This window comes from Mariniradius saccharolyticus AK6, from assembly GCF_000330725.2.
Classification (GTDB): domain Bacteria; phylum Bacteroidota; class Bacteroidia; order Cytophagales; family Cyclobacteriaceae; genus Mariniradius; species Mariniradius saccharolyticus.
On the sequence record NZ_AMZY02000014.1, the window covers coordinates 245633 to 265021 of the forward strand.

At 42.5% G+C, this 19389-nt stretch carries 19 protein-coding genes; 1 reads left to right on the top strand and 18 read right to left on the bottom strand.

What is annotated here, in order from left to right; all coding sequences use genetic code 11:
• Window positions 1-130: 130 nt before the first annotated feature.
• From C943_RS15340 to C943_RS22100, 17 genes are all read right to left on the bottom strand, one after another.
• Window positions 131-1369 (bottom strand): hypothetical protein, encoded by a 1239-nt coding sequence (locus C943_RS15340; RefSeq protein WP_245545553.1) that lies wholly within the window; start codon window positions 1367-1369, stop codon window positions 131-133.
• Complete coding sequence (locus tag C943_RS15345) at window positions 1363-2490, bottom strand: glycosyltransferase (RefSeq protein WP_008629553.1); 1128 nt, start codon at window positions 2488-2490, stop codon at window positions 1363-1365. Before C943_RS15345 ends, C943_RS15340 begins: the two co-directional genes overlap by 7 nt.
• Window positions 2487-3575, bottom strand: a complete 1089-nt coding sequence (locus C943_RS15350) for a glycosyltransferase (RefSeq protein ID WP_008629556.1) — start codon at window positions 3573-3575, stop codon at window positions 2487-2489. The genes C943_RS15345 and C943_RS15350 overlap by 4 nt, the downstream gene beginning before the upstream one ends.
• 1 nt (window position 3576) lies before the next feature.
• Window positions 3577-4503, bottom strand: coding sequence for a glycosyltransferase family A protein (locus tag C943_RS15355; RefSeq protein ID WP_051069619.1), 927 nt, complete (start codon window positions 4501-4503; stop codon window positions 3577-3579).
• Window positions 4504-4521: 18 nt separating this feature from the next.
• Entirely contained in the window at window positions 4522-5472 is a 951-nt protein-coding gene (locus tag C943_RS15360; RefSeq protein ID WP_008629561.1) for a glycosyltransferase family 2 protein, read from the bottom strand.
• Window positions 5473-5590: 118 nt separating this feature from the next.
• A complete protein-coding gene (locus C943_RS15365; RefSeq protein WP_008629563.1) occupies window positions 5591-6472 on the bottom strand; it encodes a glycosyltransferase family A protein in 882 nt (293 codons plus the stop codon).
• On the bottom strand, window positions 6469-7389 hold the full coding sequence (locus tag C943_RS15370; protein WP_008629565.1) for a glycosyltransferase family 2 protein: 921 nt from the start codon (window positions 7387-7389) through the stop codon (window positions 6469-6471). The genes C943_RS15365 and C943_RS15370 overlap by 4 nt, the downstream gene beginning before the upstream one ends.
• Window positions 7382-8326, bottom strand: a complete 945-nt coding sequence (locus tag C943_RS15375) for a glycosyltransferase (protein ID WP_008629567.1) — start codon at window positions 8324-8326, stop codon at window positions 7382-7384. Before C943_RS15375 ends, C943_RS15370 begins: the two co-directional genes overlap by 8 nt.
• Window positions 8327-9145, bottom strand: coding sequence for a hypothetical protein (locus C943_RS15380; RefSeq protein WP_040480880.1), 819 nt, complete (start codon window positions 9143-9145; stop codon window positions 8327-8329).
• A 130-nt stretch (window positions 9146-9275) separates the two neighbouring features.
• Window positions 9276-10190 carry a glycosyltransferase family 2 protein gene (locus tag C943_RS21540; protein ID WP_008629571.1) on the bottom strand — a complete coding sequence of 305 codons (915 nt, stop codon included), beginning with the start codon at window positions 10188-10190 and terminating at the stop codon, window positions 9276-9278.
• A gap of 9 nt (window positions 10191-10199) precedes the next feature.
• Entirely contained in the window at window positions 10200-10691 is a 492-nt protein-coding gene (locus tag C943_RS22230; RefSeq protein ID WP_169334629.1) for a TDP-N-acetylfucosamine:lipid II N-acetylfucosaminyltransferase family protein, read from the bottom strand.
• A gap of 682 nt (window positions 10692-11373) precedes the next feature.
• A complete protein-coding gene (locus C943_RS15395) occupies window positions 11374-12171 on the bottom strand; it encodes a class I SAM-dependent methyltransferase (protein WP_008629575.1) in 798 nt (265 codons plus the stop codon).
• Between the two features lie 7 nt (window positions 12172-12178).
• A complete protein-coding gene (locus tag C943_RS22485; RefSeq protein WP_008629577.1) occupies window positions 12179-13417 on the bottom strand; it encodes an ABC transporter ATP-binding protein in 1239 nt (412 codons plus the stop codon).
• A 104-nt stretch (window positions 13418-13521) separates the two neighbouring features.
• Entirely contained in the window at window positions 13522-14337 is an 816-nt protein-coding gene (locus C943_RS15405) for an ABC transporter permease (protein WP_008629579.1), read from the bottom strand.
• A complete protein-coding gene (locus tag C943_RS15410) occupies window positions 14330-14950 on the bottom strand; it encodes an acetyltransferase (protein WP_008629581.1) in 621 nt (206 codons plus the stop codon). The genes C943_RS15405 and C943_RS15410 overlap by 8 nt, the downstream gene beginning before the upstream one ends.
• Window positions 14951-14953: 3 nt before the next feature.
• Window positions 14954-16030 (bottom strand): DegT/DnrJ/EryC1/StrS family aminotransferase, encoded by a 1077-nt coding sequence (locus C943_RS15415; protein WP_008629584.1) that lies wholly within the window; start codon window positions 16028-16030, stop codon window positions 14954-14956.
• Window positions 16031-16944: 914 nt separating this feature from the next.
• The gene (locus C943_RS22100; RefSeq protein WP_008629588.1) at window positions 16945-17085 is read right to left on the bottom strand and encodes a hypothetical protein; all 141 of its coding nucleotides are present in this window, start codon (window positions 17083-17085) and stop codon (window positions 16945-16947) included.
• A 284-nt stretch (window positions 17086-17369) separates the two neighbouring features.
• On the opposite strand from C943_RS22100, the gene C943_RS15425 reads away from it, so the two are divergent.
• On the top strand, window positions 17370-18056 hold the full coding sequence (locus C943_RS15425; protein ID WP_008629590.1) for a hypothetical protein: 687 nt from the start codon (window positions 17370-17372) through the stop codon (window positions 18054-18056).
• On the opposite strand, the gene C943_RS15430 is transcribed toward C943_RS15425, so the two are convergent.
• Window positions 18049-19026, bottom strand: coding sequence for a GNAT family N-acetyltransferase (locus tag C943_RS15430; RefSeq protein WP_051069620.1), 978 nt, complete (start codon window positions 19024-19026; stop codon window positions 18049-18051). The two genes, C943_RS15425 and C943_RS15430, sit on opposite strands and share 8 nt — an antisense overlap.
• Between the last annotated feature and the right edge of the window lie 363 nt (window positions 19027-19389).

Consider the following 19389-nt stretch of genomic DNA (forward strand, 5'->3'; position numbering starts at 1 on the left):
TTCTCCCAATCTCTCTTCCCCTCTCCCCTTATCGCTAATCCCTAGTCCCCTTCTCCCCAATCCCCTCTCCCAAATGTCCTCTCTTCCCCAATCCCTTATCCCCTTTCCCAATTCTCCCAATCTCCAATCCCTACTCCCCTCTCACAATCTCTTTCTTCCTAATTATCTCCTCCCGCTTCTGATAATACTTAATCTTCTCTAGCACCCGCAGCTGCCTGAGATGCTTGTTGTACGCAATCAAAAAGAAACAGAAAAGTAAAAAGTAAATCATCGTCATATTCTTCATGCGCATCACGATACCCAAGTTGGAAAGGGAATTCATAAATGCCAAGGTCACAGGAATGAAAGTAATCATCCCGGCCTTGATAAAAAGCGGCATGTCCCGGATCGCTTCTGGAGTCCAGTTGCGGTAAATAAAGAAACTAAGCCATAAGTAAAGGGCGTTTTCAAACGAAGAGAAAAAGGCCACGAAGTTATGGGCATCGATAAACAATGGTCGAAACATGTAGGTGAATAGTTTCATGGGCCAAGAATAGGAAGCCAAATCGACCCCTGACCCAACCTTACCCCTACTCAGATCATAGACTTTAGTACCTGTAAATTCTTCTAACGTCTCCAACGAAAAATCCTCAAGCCTTAATGCCTCCAGAGTACTTGAACTCAAATAAACCGCACCTGCCAGTGCCACTGATCCCAAGATCACCTTTATTGCCGGCTTGATTTCTGACCCCAACAATATTGCAATCCCCGAACCTGATAACAATGCAAGCCCCATATGAGGTCTCGCCATATACACAAAAAACAAGGCAATCGCAGCTTGCCACCACCTATCCTTGTACTGTTGCAGGGCAAATAAAAACCAAGCAATTCCCCAAAAACAAACGGAATCTTTCCCAACTCCTGAAGACCAAAAATGGAGATTAAGGAAATAGAATACCGTGGGAAACAAAGGAATATTAAGAACCGAATGGTTTGCAGGAAATAGATCTGCAACCATCACAAATACGTACCTGATTCCAATAAACCCGAGAAATCCAAATAGGATATTCCCGGTGATGTATGACAGTCCCAACACTTGGCTGGGAAAATAACAGAGCCACAAAATAAATTTCGTACTTTCTCCAAAATACTTCATCCACGTTGGATCTCGTATGATCACCTGCTCCATCCCAAACTTCCAATAACCATACGAATCCCCTCCGAAATTCAGTATATACCAGGTAAAAAACAGACTAAAAAAGAGGTGGTAAAAAAGCAGATAGTGAAGATGCATCTCATACTTGTAAGGCAGTCCAAATTTTTTAGCCATAGAAGAATTGGTATTTACCAAGGCTATAATTCCCGCCAATATGATGATGATGTCTAACACCTTGTTAAGGTTTTTTTAGATACCAGTTTAAGGTACAAATTTTCAATTTCCTTGCAATACCGTTCGGAAGTGTAATTTTTCTTTGCCCTTGCCCAACCCCGATCTCCCATTTCAGTCCGCATCTTCGCATCTCCTTCCAACATCAATATTTTCGTGGAAATGGCTTCTGGAGAATAGGGCGGAATGATGAAACCCGTGATTCCATCAACCACTACATCTGCCAATCCCCCTACATTCGAAGCAATTACTGGCAATCGGTGCAGCATAGCCTCAGCTGCTACCAAACCGAATCCTTCATGAGCTGATGGCAAACAAAAAATATCCATAATTCGATAAAACAGGCTTGGATTCTCTTGGTAACCGACAGATATAAAGTTTCTCTCCAACCCCAACGCAATGGCCTTATTCCTTAATTCTAAAAGATCAGGACCGTCCCCAACCAATAAAAATTTCAAATCTTTCCTATCAAGTATCTTAATTGCTTCTAAAACATCAGAAAAACGCTTCACATCATTGTAAATCCTTCCAACCGAACCTATCACAAAATCGCCATCTGCAATCCCCAAATCCACTCTAATTTTCTCAACTGTTGCTGTTTCAATATTGTTAGGCATTTGAACCCCATTGTTAACCAATAGTATCTTATTAAGTGGCAGCTTGGCTTTCTCGGTGAGATACTTCACCACCGCAGGTGAAATCCCGATTATTTTATCCGAAAGGCTGACAAACAAGCGCTGTATCCAGATTGCCGTCATGGATCGCGTTACCGGCTCAGAAGTTTCTTCCAAAATCACAACGGGAACCCGGCCACACACCCCCCCAATCGCAGCCATAGCCATTCCTTCAAAAATGGCCCCATGGATAATATGTGGTGAAAAACTCCTGATAACCTGAAAAACCTTCCTATGCTTTTGTATTTCGAATGGATGCTTAAATGGTCCAACAACGATCAACTCGACTCCTTCATTTTTCAAAGCCTCAGCAACTGGTCCACCGGCCCACGTACAAATGATTTTATGTTCAAACCTTTGTTTATCCAGACCCCGAATCAGTGTTAATCTCGTTTGCTCGACACCCCCTGAGGCGATAGTTTCGATACAATGAAGTACCCTAATTTTCATTGGTTATATACCGCCAAGAGTGACTGATTATAGGCCTCTGGATAAAATCTTTTTGACTCTGCTACCGCACGATTCCCCATTTCCTTGAGTCTTTCTTCCCCGAGTTGGAGGAATTGCTGCATACCTCGCAGGATTTCGGATTCGTCCAAAGGATTTACCAACATGCCCGCGTCACTATTTCCCAATACTTCTCCCGCCCCTCCTACCTCTGTAACCAATGAAGGTAATCCAATCGCCATCGCCTCAGCCAGGGCAACCGAAGAACCCTCTCTCAAAGAAGGTAGGACGAAGACATCTGCATTTCTCAGAAAGGGAAAAACGTCCTCCTGAAATCCCCAAAACCGAATGCGGTTGCCATATCCTGAATCAGCTGCCAACCTTTCTAATTTCACCCTATCCGGACCTTCTCCAACGATATCCAAGTAGAGATGTAAACTAGGATTGCTGTCTGCCAGTCTTAAAAATGCCCGTATAAGCCGCTCTAAATTCTTAATCGGCACAAGTCGGCAAGTGGTCACAAACCTAAATCCAGTTTCCTCTTTTTTGCGGTAATTCCCATTGGCACCTTGTTTGAAAATCCTTTGGGCAATCGGATTATAGATCACTTGTACCTTCCCTGCATCTACTTCCCCCAATGCGACAATGCTTTCTTTTACGGCCTCTGAAATCGCAATTACCTGATCTGCCTTGCGGTACACCCAACGGAATAAGTATTTCCAAAAACCGTGGTGATTTGGAATTCCGATTTCTTCACCAAATATCCTAGGGACATTAGCCAACCAACCCGCTAGAATTCCATGAAAATTCGCCTCACTTCCTTGGCAATGAATAACATCCGGCCTATTATGCTGGAACACCTTCCTAAGCTTAAGCAATAACTTGAAGTTGGGAATCCTAGGATTGAAGTTCAGTATTTCCACGGAAACACCTTGGGATTTCAGCAAGGCTGAAACCCGGCCACCCTTTCCGAGGACGATCACATGAACGTCAACACCCGTCATTTTAACCAATTGCGGCAAAGAATTGGCTAATACCTGCTCTACCCCACCAAAATCAAGTTCGGTAACAACCCGGGATATTTTCATGCTAAATGTAGATATACCGGAAGCAAAATTTTAGGTAGTTTCTGATCAACTTTTTTAGCCTTGGATTATGAAACGCAAACTTGAAAAAAGAAAGGGGCAGCAAATAGGGGAGATATGCCATCGGATAAGAATTCCGTCTTTGACGTAACAATTTTTTACCGATCAAAAAATTATGGGCTTGATCAAAGTATTGAAAAAGGTTCAAAAGCAGGTATTTGTCTCGAAACGCCAACCAAGAGGGACTATCATCTGAAATGCCATACTCTTCTCTATACATATCAGCAAAAATCGTCTGCTCCAATTTTGGATGAGCCCCCAGACTTCCTGATGCATTCAGGTCGTAAAACATGAGAGGCGCATGGATATAACAAGCTTTCTTGAACCAATCAAAGGCCCGAAACCAAACGTCCACATCTTCCCCTTTTATCAAATCGGGTTTAAATCCCACTTTTTCCCTAAAAAAGCTCTTGTGTAGAACCGTGGAGGACGAGGTAAACAATGTGTTGTAATCTGCCTGACCGAAATAATCTTCTATCAAAGATATCTTCGGGTCTTCGATCTTCGAGGGTAAGCCATTACTGGAATATGAACTGCCTACCATACCTAGCCCTGGGTATTTGTCGAGTACATGCTTCATCCAATATAAAAAATCAGGATGCCAACGATCATCTGCATCCAAAAAAGCCAGATATTCAAAAGTCGCGTTCCTGATGCCCAAATTCCGTGCAGCCGATACACCCTGATTACTTTGTGATATCAACCGCACCTTTGATCCATAGATGGATGAAACAAGTTCCCTGCCTTTATCTGTGGACCCATCATCAACCACAATAATCTCAAAATCAGGTATTGACTGGTTCAACACCGAATCAATTGACCTGGAGATGAATTGAACTTTGTTGTAAAGAGGGATGATGACACTAAACAAAACAGCGGTGACCTAACACTATCCAATAAACCTTTTTAACCTTAATGCATTTTCAAATCCCAGAAACCTACTCATGAATTGAAATTTGGGGCCACCTATATATGTGTTTTCTTTAACCCCCAAGGCCCCCATCCTACTCCGAGCTTCTATCAATAGACCCCGATAATTCGGAAAAATGTCGTATACGTATTTCTGATAGACTTTCTTCAAAGCCAATCTCACTCTTATGGAATCCTCAACTTCCAAAACTGATTTTTCATAGCTCTTTACGGAATCTAGCAAGGATCGCGCTGCTTTTTCGGATTTCTGCTGACTGACATTATCCTGTCCTGGCTTACGGTAATAAACCATACCTTTAGGTTCAAAAAGCACCTCCTTTGCCTTCAACAATATCCTGCAAAAGAACTCCCCATCCTGATTGATGGTCAAAGACTCATCCCAAGGTCCTGCCTTTTGAATCAAATCCCTGTGGGTTAAGTAAGATGAAATAGCCATCATCTCCTGATGATTCCAAAACCGCAGCAGCAAATCCAAGCCTGAATCAAAATCCCTAAACACACCGCAGAGAACACGCCTGTAATGGTGAATATCATCCTTAAAATTCACCCATTCGCAGGTGGCTATAGTCGCGCTACCCTTTCCAGACAGTAGTTGGATTTGTCTTTCGATTTTGTCGGAGGACATCAAATCATCGGCATCCAAAAATTGGATGTAATCTCCTGAGGCCGCCTGGATTCCCAAATTGGTTGCTGCTGAAACGCCTCTGTTTTCTGAATTGATCAATCTCACTATTGCGGGAAATCGGTCCGCATATTCTTGCAAAATTGACAACGAACCATCTGTACTACCATCATTGACCAATACAATCTCAAAATTGGTATAGCTTTGCACCAACGCAGAATCCAAAGTCTCCCTGATATAGGCAGCTTTGTTGTATACCGGGATAATGATGGACGCCAAGGGTTTCATTTTACTCTTTGTTCCAAGTCAAAAAGAAAGAACAACTCGCTTTCACGGTTTTTTAACAGTAAACCAAAAATCACACTCAATACTTCTACTCATTTAATACAGTTCTCAAATAGTGTAGCTACCTCCTTGTATCTCCCCCTCCAATCAAACTGAAATATTCCTGAAGAACCCCAAGATTAATCGCATTGCAAACCCTCAGCAAAGCGATGGATTCTGCAAATGGAATCCTAAAGAATCGTTTCAACCAAAACCTGTACCTTCTAAATCCAAAATCGAGAACGTGCTTCAAAAATGCGAATTTCCTCCCCGCGAATCTCCTGGCATAGGTCCCTCCGATCAATCTTTTGTATTTGTTCACCAACTCTTCGGTTCGATACCTAGCGGGATGGTTTACAATCAGGCTTGGTAAATAGACAACTTTGTATTTTCTTGATATTTGACCGGACAATTCCGAATCACCATTGGATTTTAGTTGGGCATTGAATCCGCCAAATTCCTTGATCACCGACGCAGGGCTAAACCAATTGGCTGTGATGGCATGCCCCTCCTTGGCATAGGCTTCGGTGGTGAATCCGGTATACTTTTCATAGATCTCTGCGTCTGACAAGGACTTTGGATCTTTGTAAAACAAGGGAACCGGCCCTGTCAGTATTCCAGTACCCTGATTCTCCTCCTTTGAAAAATGATCGAATGCGACAGCCAACCAATCATCAGCCGGAAGACAGTCTGAATCCGTAAACGCAAAAATGCTGCCATTTGCTGCCAAGATGCCTTTGTTGCGAGCAGCATAGGATCCTGGTTTGGCCTCATCAATAATTTTCAGGTTAATTGAAGATAAAAGTGCCTTCGGTAAAGTTAATTCGGCAGAAGGGTCATTGTTTACGACGATTACTTCCCAATCTCCTTTCGAAACAGATTGCTTTCTCAAACTTTCAAGCAAAAGGACAAGCCTCTGCCCATCCCGAAAAGTGGGTACTATTATGGAAAAAATCAGGCTCATGCTTTCAATTCAAAACGCGACTGTCCCCATCTATAGAAACCGCTTAAAAACAAGTTACTAAAGGGTAGGACGAGCAATTGGATCCCGTGCAGGACAACTTTTCTTATGCCATGTGATTTGATTGGATTAGAAAATATTCGACTTATTTTGTAAATCAAAAATCTCTTTTCAAAATCGGCTAGATTCATTAAACCTACATTATCCATGTATACAACGATTAGTTTCAACTCGGATAGGCGATTTTTTTTGTTAATACTGTTTTTTGAATGCCTTATTGCAACTGCCACAGGAAAATCAGTCTCGCCCGGTTCAAATCTCAGTTTTCTTAACAGCCGCCACCATAATTCTGTATCTGCATGGAGAGCCAATCTTTCATCAAACAGCTTATTTTTTAATAATGATTCCCTTTTGAATGTGACTCCATTTACATCAAACAAAAAATAACCCTTCTCAAGCGCCTCTTTAAAGAACTCTGCCGGGGAGTCCTTTTTCAAATACTCCCCTCCAAAACCCAAGAAGTCTCCAGTTTCCATAAACTTCAATGCCGTCTTTGAATAGACAGCTTCAATATCGCTATGCGAATCAAACACAACTATATCCTTGTCGAATCTGTTACTATAGTATTTATCATCTGCGTCAAGGAATGAAACAAATGGCAGTTTGGCTTGCGAAATCCCTAGATTCCGACTTGCTGCTTCTCCCCTGTTTACTCTCCCCGGATGCGTAAAAAGCTTAATCTTCCTAACCGCTTGACTCAACCTCAAGCAGATTGCATAAGTATCATCCGTTGATCCATCTTCCACAATAATGATCTCACCAACTGCTTTCAAGTCTTTGACAGACTCAATCGTACCCTCGATAAATCTCCCAGCATTGAAGGCTGGAATTATCACTGAAACTATTTCTTCCCTAAGCATCAAAGAATCCTTTGACGTATACTTTGACTAATCCCCAGACAAAAACCAAAAAATCTCGGATACCAAGATTTCTAATTAAAAACCGCTCCTCAGCTTTAAATTTCGATGTTCTATTCAGAAATAACCTAGAATAATTTGATATAGCTTTATCAATTTCTAAATGCCACCTGCCGTCAAAATAGCCCCTGAAATAAGATAAAATTTGGATAGACTTAATTCTGTCTTCGAGGATGAGAAAATCATTTTTCTGGATACCAGAAAAAGCCCCACCACCATGAATTCTATATACTGAAGTCACGTCATCCAAATAAAGAATATCTCCTTTGGACAATAGCATAAACAATAAAATAGAATCACATGAATTGTGCGATCGCAGTTGTAAAGGCGGAGTGATTTCAAAATTCCTAAACAGCAGGGAAGCTGTTGGATATAAGCCACCACCTTCAAAAAAGACCTCTTCGGGATCTATCTTTCGTTTTTTTACGGTAGTTGGAATAAATGTCCTTACGCCAGGTTTTTCAAACTCATTGATGATAAAGGAGTTGGTAAATACAGCAAAACCAGATGGATTTTCCTTCAGATAATCGATTTGCTTTTGGATTTTATAATCATCGACCCAATAATCATCTCCTTCACAAACCGCAATAAATTCTCCTTCAGCCATTCCAAGTGTTGAAAAGAAGTTATGAAAGACGCCTTTGTTGGTCAAATTTGAGTTGAATCGAACCGATATGTGGCGATTATTTTTTGATGCCAAATACTCCTCGATAACCTCTTTTGTACGGTCTGCGGAACAATCGTCCGAAATGATCAATTGAATTTGGAAATTCCCTTTTTGCTGAAATACCCCGTCCAAGGCGTCAAAAACAAATCTCTCATGATTATAGGTAATCATGCAGACACTAACCAAAACGCCTTTTGATATTGGTTCTGCCATCTATTTATGGATAAGGAAAGCCTTCGATTCTCCTTTCTTTTCATATTTCCCGACAACACTTACAAAGGGAAAACCAGCCAAAATCAGATCATTGGTACATATGCTTTCTTCAGATGTTACTACATCATATTTATGTGCCTTGTACTCCCTTTCAAGCTTTCGCGAAATTCTGTATACCATGAAATAATACCAGTTGGCCAACCTGAATGGAATGATTCGATCCCAAACAGACTTAAGCGGATAGTAATACTCTTTCATGATATAATTAAAAACCTGCATGTCATAGTTTCCGTCATCCCCAAGTTCAGCGAAAATCGAAATCATTTGTTGATAAATCGTTTCCACGCTATCTTTTTTCCCTCCGATAGTTCCAGGTGTAAACATTGGATAGTTAAAAAAACTAGCTGGCAATCTTCTCTTAAATTTTCTGTTAAAATGTTTTAATGCCTGAAGTGCCCAAATTCCGTCTTTCCAAGTTTTTCGAATTCCTCTACCCACTAATAGTTTTTCAGGGTGTTTTTCAAGTAGTTCCAATGGATTCTTGTTGACGATTACATCGTTTATATCTGTTGAAACCACATAGGCATCTGATTTCAAATGTTGGACGAACTCATGAAAAATAAAAAATCGCTCGTCATTGAGCGAATGGGGTCCAAGCTTGCATTTGATGAAAAAAATTCTTTCGGTCTCGTATTTCCCCTTAAACTCATCGGATATGTTGTCGCAAAAAATCACTCCCCATATCCCTAACTCTTCAACACTTTCATACCAGTTCCTGAAATATTCGAAGTTATCGTCCGCCTGCTTAAATGATCTCATGGGATCATTCTTGGAAGTAAAATATGTTGACAACAAAATCAACTTATCATTTGAAGAATTGAAAGCAGAAGTAACATGATGAAAATTCGAATTAATTCTTTGCATCACCCTCAGTCTGGTATTTGTAGTTTTATATAATTCTTAATCTGTAGGCTACACTGAGCACAAACCATTTTGTCTTGGACAGCATATGAAAAAGGCTAGGGAAAAAAAACATGATGTATTCCCGAAATGAAAACCGATAACCTTCCAACTGCAATTTATTCCGAAAGTATCTCGACAAATTATTTTTAAAGGATTCCCTAATCGACGCAGAAGTGATCCTTACGATGTATTTGTGCCGGATCGCTTTGTTTTGACTTTTCTCACAGTGCTTCTCATAAAAAGGTAGACAATCAAGGTAGTTGATGGTTTTCAAATCATCTCTTGTCCAATTTACTTGAACATCATAGTTTTCAAAATATCTCCATGGACTCACCAAATGTACCCTTATAAAGAAGTCATAGTCCTGGTGACGCCTCAGTTTTTCATCAAACATTACGATTTGCGCAAGCTCCTTTTTGAGTATCAAGGAAGGGGTTGGGCAGAAAACGTCATCACTTAAAACAAAATCAAACACTGATTCCCCTATTTGTATATCCCTGGATGATAATTTTTGGATAGAATTCTTCCTTAAGACGATTGCGCCGCTAAAAATCGCTTCGAAATTCTGTGAGTTTAAGAAAGAAATCGCTGATTCAAGCCTTCTTGGGCGCCAAACATCATCTGAATCTAGAAAGGCCACAAACTCTCCCATTGCTAATTCTATTGCATAATTCCTCGCCGCGTTACCTCCCTTTTTTCTATTTTCCGGCCTTCTAAAAATCTTAATCCTACGATCTTTTTGTGTGAAGGATTCAAGAATTTCCCATGACTCATCAGTACTGTGGTCATCTACCACAATACATTCCCAGTCCGTATACGTTTGGCCGATTACGGATTCTAATGTTTCCCTCAAATAAGGGGCTTTGTTGTAGTTTGGGATTAGAATAGAGACAAGACCCATCAAAAAAAACTAAGATATCATTTGAATCAGGTTGTTGGTCTTCATTCTGATTGAATTTTTTCCCCAAATTCTCAACAGATTCGTACGGGTTTTATCAAGATCAACATTTTCCAATTGCCCTGATTTTGCTTCTGCAATACTAAAAACCCGAATATCATTTCGATTGAAAAATCGAAAGGTTGGATTTGAAGTATCCATAATAACCTTGGATCCTAAATACAACAGCAACAAGATGTTCCCAAGCGCAAGCTGTCTGGTGCTGTTGATGAAAAAATGGGAACAGGAAAGTAATCGCTTGACATAATCCGGGTAGTCTAGAAAATCATTTAGAGGAACAAAATTCTTCCCGAATACTAGTTCACCCTTTTCCTTGACTTTAATCCTATACTCCTGATCACCATAGCTAAGTGGACATATGATTTGGTCAAATGAAGTCTTAAACTCTAGTAAATCATCAAAAGCGTCCAAATGATTGTTCCAAAAATTACCGCTGTTTCCCAACAAGACGTTGTTTCCGGATACAACCTCATTCTCAAACCCTTTGATCACATCATTCTCCATTGAGAAATAATTCCATGGGATCCATTTTGGTCGCTTGGAATAAAGATTCGGACTGATTATCCCATATTCATCCTCAATCACCGTCGAGATAAAATCAATTCGATTCGCAATTTCATCGGGACCTGGCTGGGTTTTAAATGCACGGTAATAATCAACATTGTTTTGGGATTTCCGGAAAGACTGGGATTTCCTTGGCACGATCAGCTTCGTTTTTTGCTTGACGTAATCATCGACGCTACCAAAAATCTCAATCAAATCAAACCCCCAACTCATCCAGAAAACGGGAATCCCATTGGGTATTCTTCCAAGTAGGTTCTTATGGAACGTACTTGGCAAACTGTGAAAGAAAATACTCTTGACATGACCCTTTGCAAAAGGAAGCAAATGCCAAATTAAACGGGGGTGAACAAATACTATTTCGGAAATCTTGACAAACCTAAGTTTTTGATTCGCTCCGATTACCAAGAATAAATGGGTTTCCCCACCTGCTTCATTAAACTCTCTGAAAGCAAAATCGATAAATTTCTCGTCCTGCACTAAATGGAGGTGCTTTTTTCCCTTGATGAAAAGTTCTATTCCAAGCTGGAAAAAAGAACCAATGATTAACAATACTGAAGACAATCTAAAGCTTCTTCGCAATGTACAAAACACTGGTATTGGAAATCGCAGAAGTCTTGAACCTCTCTTTGCCAAAAAAATCAACTCCAAACTGTTCAACTAAAAATCCACCACGCTCGATGGCATTAACAAAGTCGGTTTTCCCAAATAGTCTCAAATGGTCGTTTTGAAAATAGTTTCTCCATCTTTCTTCATCAGTTTGATGGGAAGGATCTTCAAGAGTCTTATCAAGTCCCTTAACTAATGGGACCATGATTATCCCCCACCCTCCTTTGGATGTGATTCTATAAAGTTCACATAGTGCTTTGTTTGGATCCACGACATGCTCCAAGATATGTGAACAGATAAATATGTCGAATTGACCATCTCGGTATTCCTTCATGTCGGTGATGTCGACCTTGTCGTCCACACCATCTTTGTATAGGTCAGCTGATCTATAACTGATATTTTTCTGATTTTTCAACCAGTTTGAAAAGCCCTGCGAAGGACCGAAATCGACAAGTCTAAATACCTGATTTCCAGTTTTTTTGAAAAATTCTTTTAAGTAAAGAGTGTATAATCTATCCCGGTCATTCGAAAAACAAATTGGACACCTATACATAGAATGATTCAGTGTCTCAAGTTGGTCAAACCCATATTTGAAATGGTATTTTTTTTCATTTTCATAATACTCCTTCGGTAAGGGTAAAAAATCCCTAACATAGTGCTCACATACTGGACAGTAGTGGCCGAACAAATACTTTTTTGAAATCCTCAAAAGATTGGGACCTAAAACTAACTTTAATTGTTTTCTAAAATTCATTTGTTGTTTAGTTAAAAATTTCCCATTCAAGGTTTGGTCTTACAGTGCCGGACCATTCACCAAACCAATTAATACTTCTTTCCCCATCTGCAATTTCAAAGTTTATAACATCTGAAATATCCAGTAGGGGTATGCGAAGATCTTTGACAACCAATACCCTAAGCGTATAGATTTGATTGTTAAGGAGATTAGCTGGTACCTGACATTTAAATTTTGCTTTCCCCCCAACCAAAGGGACTGAATTGGAAATAGAATTAAATACAACTATATCATCTTGCGTAGCAATAACTAAACTCAAATTTATATTTGAGTTCGGACACATATTCAGAAACTCAAACCAAATATTAAACTGATCATTAACCGTGATGATTTCCTCCTTACTTTCTAAATACAACCTTAGTGGTTGTATGAAATCGTTTCTGTGGGAATCTGAAAAAGTTACTTCACGAGTCGTACTACGATATTCATTTAAATATTTTTTCACTACTGCATCAGTCGTTCCAACTTCACTCAATAATCCATCCTTTAGAATTATGGCTTTATTGCACAACTTCCTGACGGCACTCATGTTATGACTCACAAAAAGAACTGTTCGACCCTCCTGCTTACTCACATTCTCCATCTTCCCTAGACATTTTTGCTGAAACTCATAATCCCCAACCGCCAATACCTCATCAATCACGAGAATCTCAGGATCCAAATGGGCGGCAACCGAAAACCCGAGCCGCACTTTCATACCAGAAGAATAAAACTTGATCGGCGTATCTACAAATTTCTCGATCCCCGAGAAGTCGATGATTTCATCCAACTTGCGGTCGATTTCCTTTTTGGTCATGCCAAGGATGGTGCCATTCATATAAATGTTTTCACGACCTGTCAGCTCAGGATGGAATCCTGTGCCAACTTCCAGCAGGGCGGCTATACGGCCCTCGACAGTGATTCTTCCAGAGGTCGGTTCAGTGATACGGGAAAGGATTTTGAGCAGGGTGGATTTACCGGCCCCATTTTTTCCAATAATCCCCAACACTTCCCCTTCCTTGACCTCGAAACTGACATCCTTCAAGGCCCAATGCACTCCTTCTTCTTCCTGACCGAATTTGCCCAGGTTACGGATTTGCCGGAAGTTTTGAATCGGGTATTTCAGCGTCCGGACGAGCTGTTCCGCAAAAGTCTGCGCCTTTTCCTCCTTCAGCCCTATCCTGTACCGCTTGGACAAGTTCTCTACTTTGATGATCGTCTTGGACATTTTAATGAATGCTGAAGAATGAACCTAAAAGGATAAACAAGTTAAAAATCGCATGCTCTTTCATCTTTTGTCTTGCGTCTTGAGTCTTATGTCTTTCGTCTCTTTTAAGCCACATCCGCAAACACTTTTTCCATCCTTCTGAAATAGAACAACCCAAAGACAAAAACCCCCACTGCGATAATCGATCCTGGCCATATCCACTCCCAAGGAATAGGTCTATCCAAGAACATAGCCCGGATGCCCTCGATCACCCCCACCATCGGGTTCAGGGAATAGACAAATTGCCATTCGTTAGGGACTGCAGTCGTGCTGTACACGACAGGCGCTAGGTACAAGATTAGCTGTACGATGAATGTCAGTGCATACTTTACATCTCGATACTGTACGGCCATGGCAGACAATATCATCCCGATGCCCAAAGAAGTAAACATCAATTGTACCAACAACAGCGGAAGAAACACCAAGGTCCATCCTGGGCTCACCCTAAAGTAGATCAATAATACGAGGAGGATGATAAAGGAAATGATAAAGTCCAACAACTTGGAAAAGATGGCAGAAAGCGGCAGTATCAGCCTCGGGAAATACACCTTTGTGATCATGTTGGCATTGGCCACAAGGCTGTTGGCCGATTCGGAAAGTGTACCTGAAAAGTAATTCCATGGCCATAAGGCCAAATAGGAAAAAAGGATATAGGGCATGCCATCCGAATCCACGTTGGCCAATCCCCCAAATACCACCGTAAAGACAATTGTAGTGAATAAAGGTTGGATAATTGCCCATCCAACACCCAACACGGATTGGGCATATTTGGCTTTGATGCCGCGAACCGTCAGGAAATACAAGAGATCCTTGTACCGCAAAAGCTCCTTAAAGTCAATAAACTGCCAGCCTTTGCTTGGCTCGATAATCGTCTTATTCATTTGTTTTTATAATTTTACCCGGCACCCCCACCACCGTCGCTCCACTCGGTACATCCTTCGTCACCACCGCTCCCGCCCCTATCACCGCACCATCCCCGACCTTGATGCCGGGCAGAATTGTGGCATTGGCACCGACCATGACTTGATTGCCCAGGCTCACTTTTCCAAGCAGCACCGCACGGGGCGCAATTTCACAGAACTCCCCGATTTGAGCCTCATGATGCACCAATGCCCCGGTGTTAACAAGCGTTCCCTTGCCGATGCTGACCTTGGGCCCAATCACACAGCGGTTCATGATATCCGCACCCGAAATTTCCGCCGCGCCGCTGCACAGGTTCTCCAAGCCTTGGATGGAAACATGTTTTCCCCCCAAGGCAGTAAACCGCTCGAAAAACCTTTTCCGCAGCTTGGGATTCCCCGTCCCCAACACAAACCGCGCATCTTGGGCAAAATGCGCCCGCAAAGCATCCTCCGATTTGATGACGGGATATTTTCCGGCCATTATCAGGTTGGCACTGATATCGTCAAAAAAGGCCAAACCCTCCGTCATTTGGTGGGCTATCAGCACTTCCAAAACCTCCAAAGAATGTCCTCCTGCTCCTGCTATGACCATCGCCTAATTGTTTTGTACCCGCAATAACAGCCTCGCAATCAAACGCTGTTCCTCCTTGGACAAGGTATGGTACAAGGGCAGGCACAGCACACGTTCGGTTATCTGATCCGAAACAGGGCATTCACCGTGGGTATAATCCAATCTGTTCAATCCAGGATAGAAGTATCGCCTCGACCCAATTCCATTATCCTCCAACAGCTTCATGCTCTTTTTCAGTTGCTGCACCTCAGGGAAGATGATCGGGAAATAAGCATAATTGTATGCATCAATCCCCCCAATCTCTGGGAACTTTACCCGAAGCCCCTTCAACAGCTCAAAATAATACAACGCCTGCTCCTTTTTCCTCATTTGGATTGCCTCCAAATGAGGAAACAATGCCAAGCCCATCGCGGCATGAAACTCTGAATTCTTTCCATTTACCCCTACTCCATTGAACCTGTCAAATCCATCATGGCCAAAATTGCGGAGATATGCCATCCGTTTCAGTAGCTCGGCATTCTTGGTAATGACTACACCTCCCTCTATGGTATGGAACAGCTTGGTCGCATGAAAGCTGCAAGTGGAAATATCCCCGAACTCGAAGATCGATTTTCCTTTGATCTTCACGCCAAAAGCATGCGCCCCATCATAAATCACCTTCAGTCCATGTTTGTCGGCAATCCGCTGAATCGCTTCCACCTCACAGGGGATTCCGTACACATGCGTGGCCAAAATCGCAGACGTTTCAGGGGTAATTGCCGCCTCAATCAGCTTTGGGTCGATCGTCAACCTGTCAGGCAGAATATCGACGAAAACAGGCCTGCAACCCTCCCAAACAATGCTGCTTGTTGTCGCGACATAGGAAAATGGGGTTGTGATAATTTCCCCTTTCAAATCGAGGGCCTTGATCGCCATTTGCAGGGCGATGGTCCCATTGGAGACGAAAAGCAAATGGTCCAAATGCAGGTATTCCTTGAGACGAAGCTCGAGTTCATTGACCAAGGGACCATTGTTGGTCAGCCAATTTCGCTCCCAAATACCATTCAGGTAGCGATCATATTCCTCTCGGGGAGGCAGAAATGGTTTGGTTACGGGTATCAATTAGCTATTCTTTTTATTTTTTATGAAATTCAATTGCCATGGACCATCAAAGACACATGGGACATTGCTTGATTCTCTATCAGGGAATTCTCAAAAAAACAAGCTCCAACATCCATCTTCAATGTTGTCGGGAGCCCATTTCCCAGCCATTCCCCAGTACTACCAATGTACACCCCCAGTACATGCCTAGTACAACATTCGTACACTTTTCGACGTTTCCTAGGCACATGATTCAAGACGCCAGACTAAAGACCCGAAGGTCTTGGTACCTGAAAAAAAACGATTGAAACCAGGGGCCAACACATACATCTTTCCACCGAAAAACGCACAATTGAAACGATTGGAAATATTCAATTCCGTGAGAAATAATTCAATTTTCCCCGCCCAAACACCCACTTTTTGGCGGTAGCCGCCCGACCGTCTCCCGACCATGTCCCGACAGTGTCCCGACCTCCACCCGACCATTCCCCGACTTTTAATCAAAAACCAAGAAACCCTATCACTTTTCCAAGAAACAAGATTTGAGACGTAAGACACAAGATTCAAGAAACAAGACCCGCATTTCGCATACTTTATGTTTTTTCCGCCAAGACTGCCAAGACGCCAAGTAAAAAAGTGGGCAGAGGCAGTCGGCAGTACCGCGGGCAGATTCGAAATCCATTCGTGCATTCTATTGATTCATCATTGTGACCCACGATATTATCAATTCCTCCCAACTTGGTACTTGGTACATCGTACTTGGTACATTGTACATCGTACTTGGTACTATCTTCTCTGCGCTCTTCGCGCCTCCGCATCTTTGCGTGCCCCATTCTCGCACCTCGTACTTCTAACTTCGTACATCGTACTTGGTACTTTGTACATCGTACTTCGTACTTAGCAATGCTTCGCCCCGCCAGTCCCAACCTCGCTCTTCAATGAGTAATTTTTTTACTCAATGAAAACAAATTTACCCCATCATCCTGCATTTGCAAATCCCTGCCACACTCAAAAAATATTTTCATTTTTTCCGTCATTTTCCCAATTTTTTTGGCAGAAGTATTTTCGCCTTTCATGTTTTAAAAATTGATTTTCAAAAAGAAGAATTGACTTTTATCAAAATTAAGCAAGGTCTTTAAAATCAATATTTTATATCAAAAAATAAGGCGGTTTATCTGAAGCGAAACTTGAAAAACCTAAAATAACGGTATTCATGAAAGAAGGTATCCCGATTTCAAATAAATGTTCGTTATTGGCACCAAAATTGGAACTGTTGGACTGAAGTAGCGCTTTTGGGTTCCCTGCATAAGGGACAGTTCCGTTGATTCTTTGCCTTTACTATAAGATTAACCTTTGCGTTATGCTGATCATCCAATACCGGGCCCACGACATCCTCCTCAGCCAACTGAGCGAAGGCAGCATTGGCCTCAACTTTGTCCTCAAAGAAAACTTCCCAACCAGCAGCCCGAGTAAGCATCCTTCAAAACCCCTTTTCATCATCCAAGAGGGTTTTCTGCTGATCAAAAAACTGGAGCTGCACATGGAAGGCGCCAATGAGGTGGCGGATTTTGCCAAGCGGCTCGACATCCAATTCAAGAAAATCAAACAGGTCAGCCTCGACAGCAGCGGCGGTATGGACGACTTTTTCATCAACATCCCGGAGGGCGAATACGAGCGCCTCAGCTTTGGCATCCAGTTGGCAGACCATGAAGACATGCCTTCGATATGCCTCTCCGGCACCTTTATCGACCCCTCGGACAACTTGGTCCCCTTCTCCTTTTGTGCCCAAAACATCTTCCCCCGCTTCGACATGGAGGCCAACCTCAAGGGGCAGGATCCATTTTCCTCCAATTCACCCATCAACCCCACCATCGTATTTGAAATCAACGCAGCCAAATGGTTTGAAACCCTCACTGTAGATGACTTCATGCTGGCAAAAAGGGACGAGCAAGGTATCACCATCAGCCCTTCCTCCAACGAGTCCATGTATTGGAAAATCGTCGAAAGTATCGTCTTTGGGGAAGAAATCAGCGTGGAAATCAGGTGAATCGGGCTTTTATCGGCGTCTCCTGAAGGCGGAATTCATAATCCCATTCCTCAAAATCAATAGCCCCCAGACTTTGCTTCCAAGCGTAAAGTCCCCGATTGATCTCCCCGGTCGAGGGTTCATTGGAAATCCCAAGACTGAGAAAGGGCATATCGGCATACGCCCCAAACATCAAATGGTGCATCAACAGATCCAAAGCCCTCAACTGCCGGCCTTTGGGCCCATTGGCGATATACTGTGCATGAATCCCCCGCTTCGTACAAAACACCAGCACCCCAGCCAGCGGTTCTCCTTCCATCACCGCCGTGTATAACTTGATTTCATTGGGAAAGCGGACCATCAAAGTCTGCATTTCCGCGAGTGAATGGACCGGCTTTACTTGGTGCAGCTGCCGAAGATTTGGGCTGAGCACCTTGTCCCAAAAATCCTCCAAATACCGGGAATCATTGCTCACCTGCATGCCTGAACGCTGCGCTTTGTGAAGCCCCCAGCGCCTGCCCTTATCCTTCCAAGTGAAAGGCGGAACAATGGTCTGAAAGGTCTTGCTTGCGGTTTTTATACCAAACTGCCGATAGATAGCCTGAACAGCCAAGAAATGCTCGGTAAAGTAAAACGCCGGTATAGATCGAATATAGAGGCTTTCAAATCCACCCTCCTTGAGGAAATTAAAGCCTTCCAATACCACAGCCCGAACCATCTCCCCATCAATGCCTAGCCCAAATACCCATCCCCCATAACTCAATCCACGGTGGGAAAACACCTTTCCATTCTCAGTTTCGGCAGGCAATACCGCAACCAATTTCCCAGCTGCGAGCGCCAAAAGAGAATAATCCCCAAACCGCTCCCCATGGTACTCCATAAAATCCCTTTTATGCAAAAAGGTGCCGTTGATGCTCACCTCCACCAAACTGTCCCACTCAGCCCGAAACTCCTCCGTATACCTCCTTATTTCAACCACTTCAAGACCCAAGATTCAAGACGCAAGACAAAAGACACAAGATCCGTCACTTCGGGTTCTTAATATTTGGCATTTACAGAAAGGCAATGACATCTGTGGTCCGTCATGCTGAACCGTAGCTTGCGGAGGTGAAGCATCTCCTAAATTGAGGAGATCCATCTCCACGATAACATCGGGGCCTCAGGGTGACGCTCAAATCTCTGTCGTCGGTATTAATACAGATACTTCTCGCCAAGAAGTAAAGAAAAAAAGTGGGCAGATGCTGTAGGCAGTACCAGGGGCAGACTTGAAATCCATTCGTGCATTCTATTCATTCATCATTGTGACCCACGATATTATCCATTCCTCTGTGTGTGCCTAAAATAGGTTGACGGT

Bases quoted from the DNA above. Each gene is read 5' to 3' on its own strand.
- C943_RS15345 (WP_008629553.1), bottom strand. From the start codon at position 2,490: ATGAAAATTAGGGTACTTCATTGTATCGAAACTATCGCCTCAGGGGGT.
- C943_RS15350 (WP_008629556.1), bottom strand. From the start codon at position 3,575: ATGAAAATATCCCGGGTTGTTACCGAACTTGATTTTGGTGGGGTAGAG.
- C943_RS15360 (WP_008629561.1), bottom strand. From the start codon at position 5,472: ATGAAACCCTTGGCGTCCATCATTATCCCGGTATACAACAAAGCTGCC.
- C943_RS15365 (WP_008629563.1), bottom strand. From the start codon at position 6,472: ATGAGCCTGATTTTTTCCATAATAGTACCCACTTTTCGGGATGGGCAG.
- C943_RS15370 (WP_008629565.1), bottom strand. From the start codon at position 7,389: ATGCTTAGGGAAGAAATAGTTTCAGTGATAATTCCAGCCTTCAATGCT.
- C943_RS15375 (WP_008629567.1), bottom strand. From the start codon at position 8,326: ATGGCAGAACCAATATCAAAAGGCGTTTTGGTTAGTGTCTGCATGATT.
- C943_RS15380 (WP_040480880.1), bottom strand. From the start codon at position 9,145: ATGAGATCATTTAAGCAGGCGGACGATAACTTCGAATATTTCAGGAAC.
- C943_RS21540 (WP_008629571.1), bottom strand. From the start codon at position 10,190: ATGGGTCTTGTCTCTATTCTAATCCCAAACTACAACAAAGCCCCTTAT.
- C943_RS15395 (WP_008629575.1), bottom strand. From the start codon at position 12,171: ATGAATTTTAGAAAACAATTAAAGTTAGTTTTAGGTCCCAATCTTTTG.
- C943_RS22485 (WP_008629577.1), bottom strand. From the start codon at position 13,417: ATGTCCAAGACGATCATCAAAGTAGAGAACTTGTCCAAGCGGTACAGG.
- C943_RS15405 (WP_008629579.1), bottom strand. From the start codon at position 14,337: ATGAATAAGACGATTATCGAGCCAAGCAAAGGCTGGCAGTTTATTGAC.
- C943_RS15410 (WP_008629581.1), bottom strand. From the start codon at position 14,950: ATGGTCATAGCAGGAGCAGGAGGACATTCTTTGGAGGTTTTGGAAGTG.
- C943_RS22100 (WP_008629588.1), bottom strand. From the start codon at position 17,085: ATGAAAGGCGAAAATACTTCTGCCAAAAAAATTGGGAAAATGACGGAA.
- C943_RS15425 (WP_008629590.1), top strand. From the start codon at position 17,370: ATGCTGATCATCCAATACCGGGCCCACGACATCCTCCTCAGCCAACTG.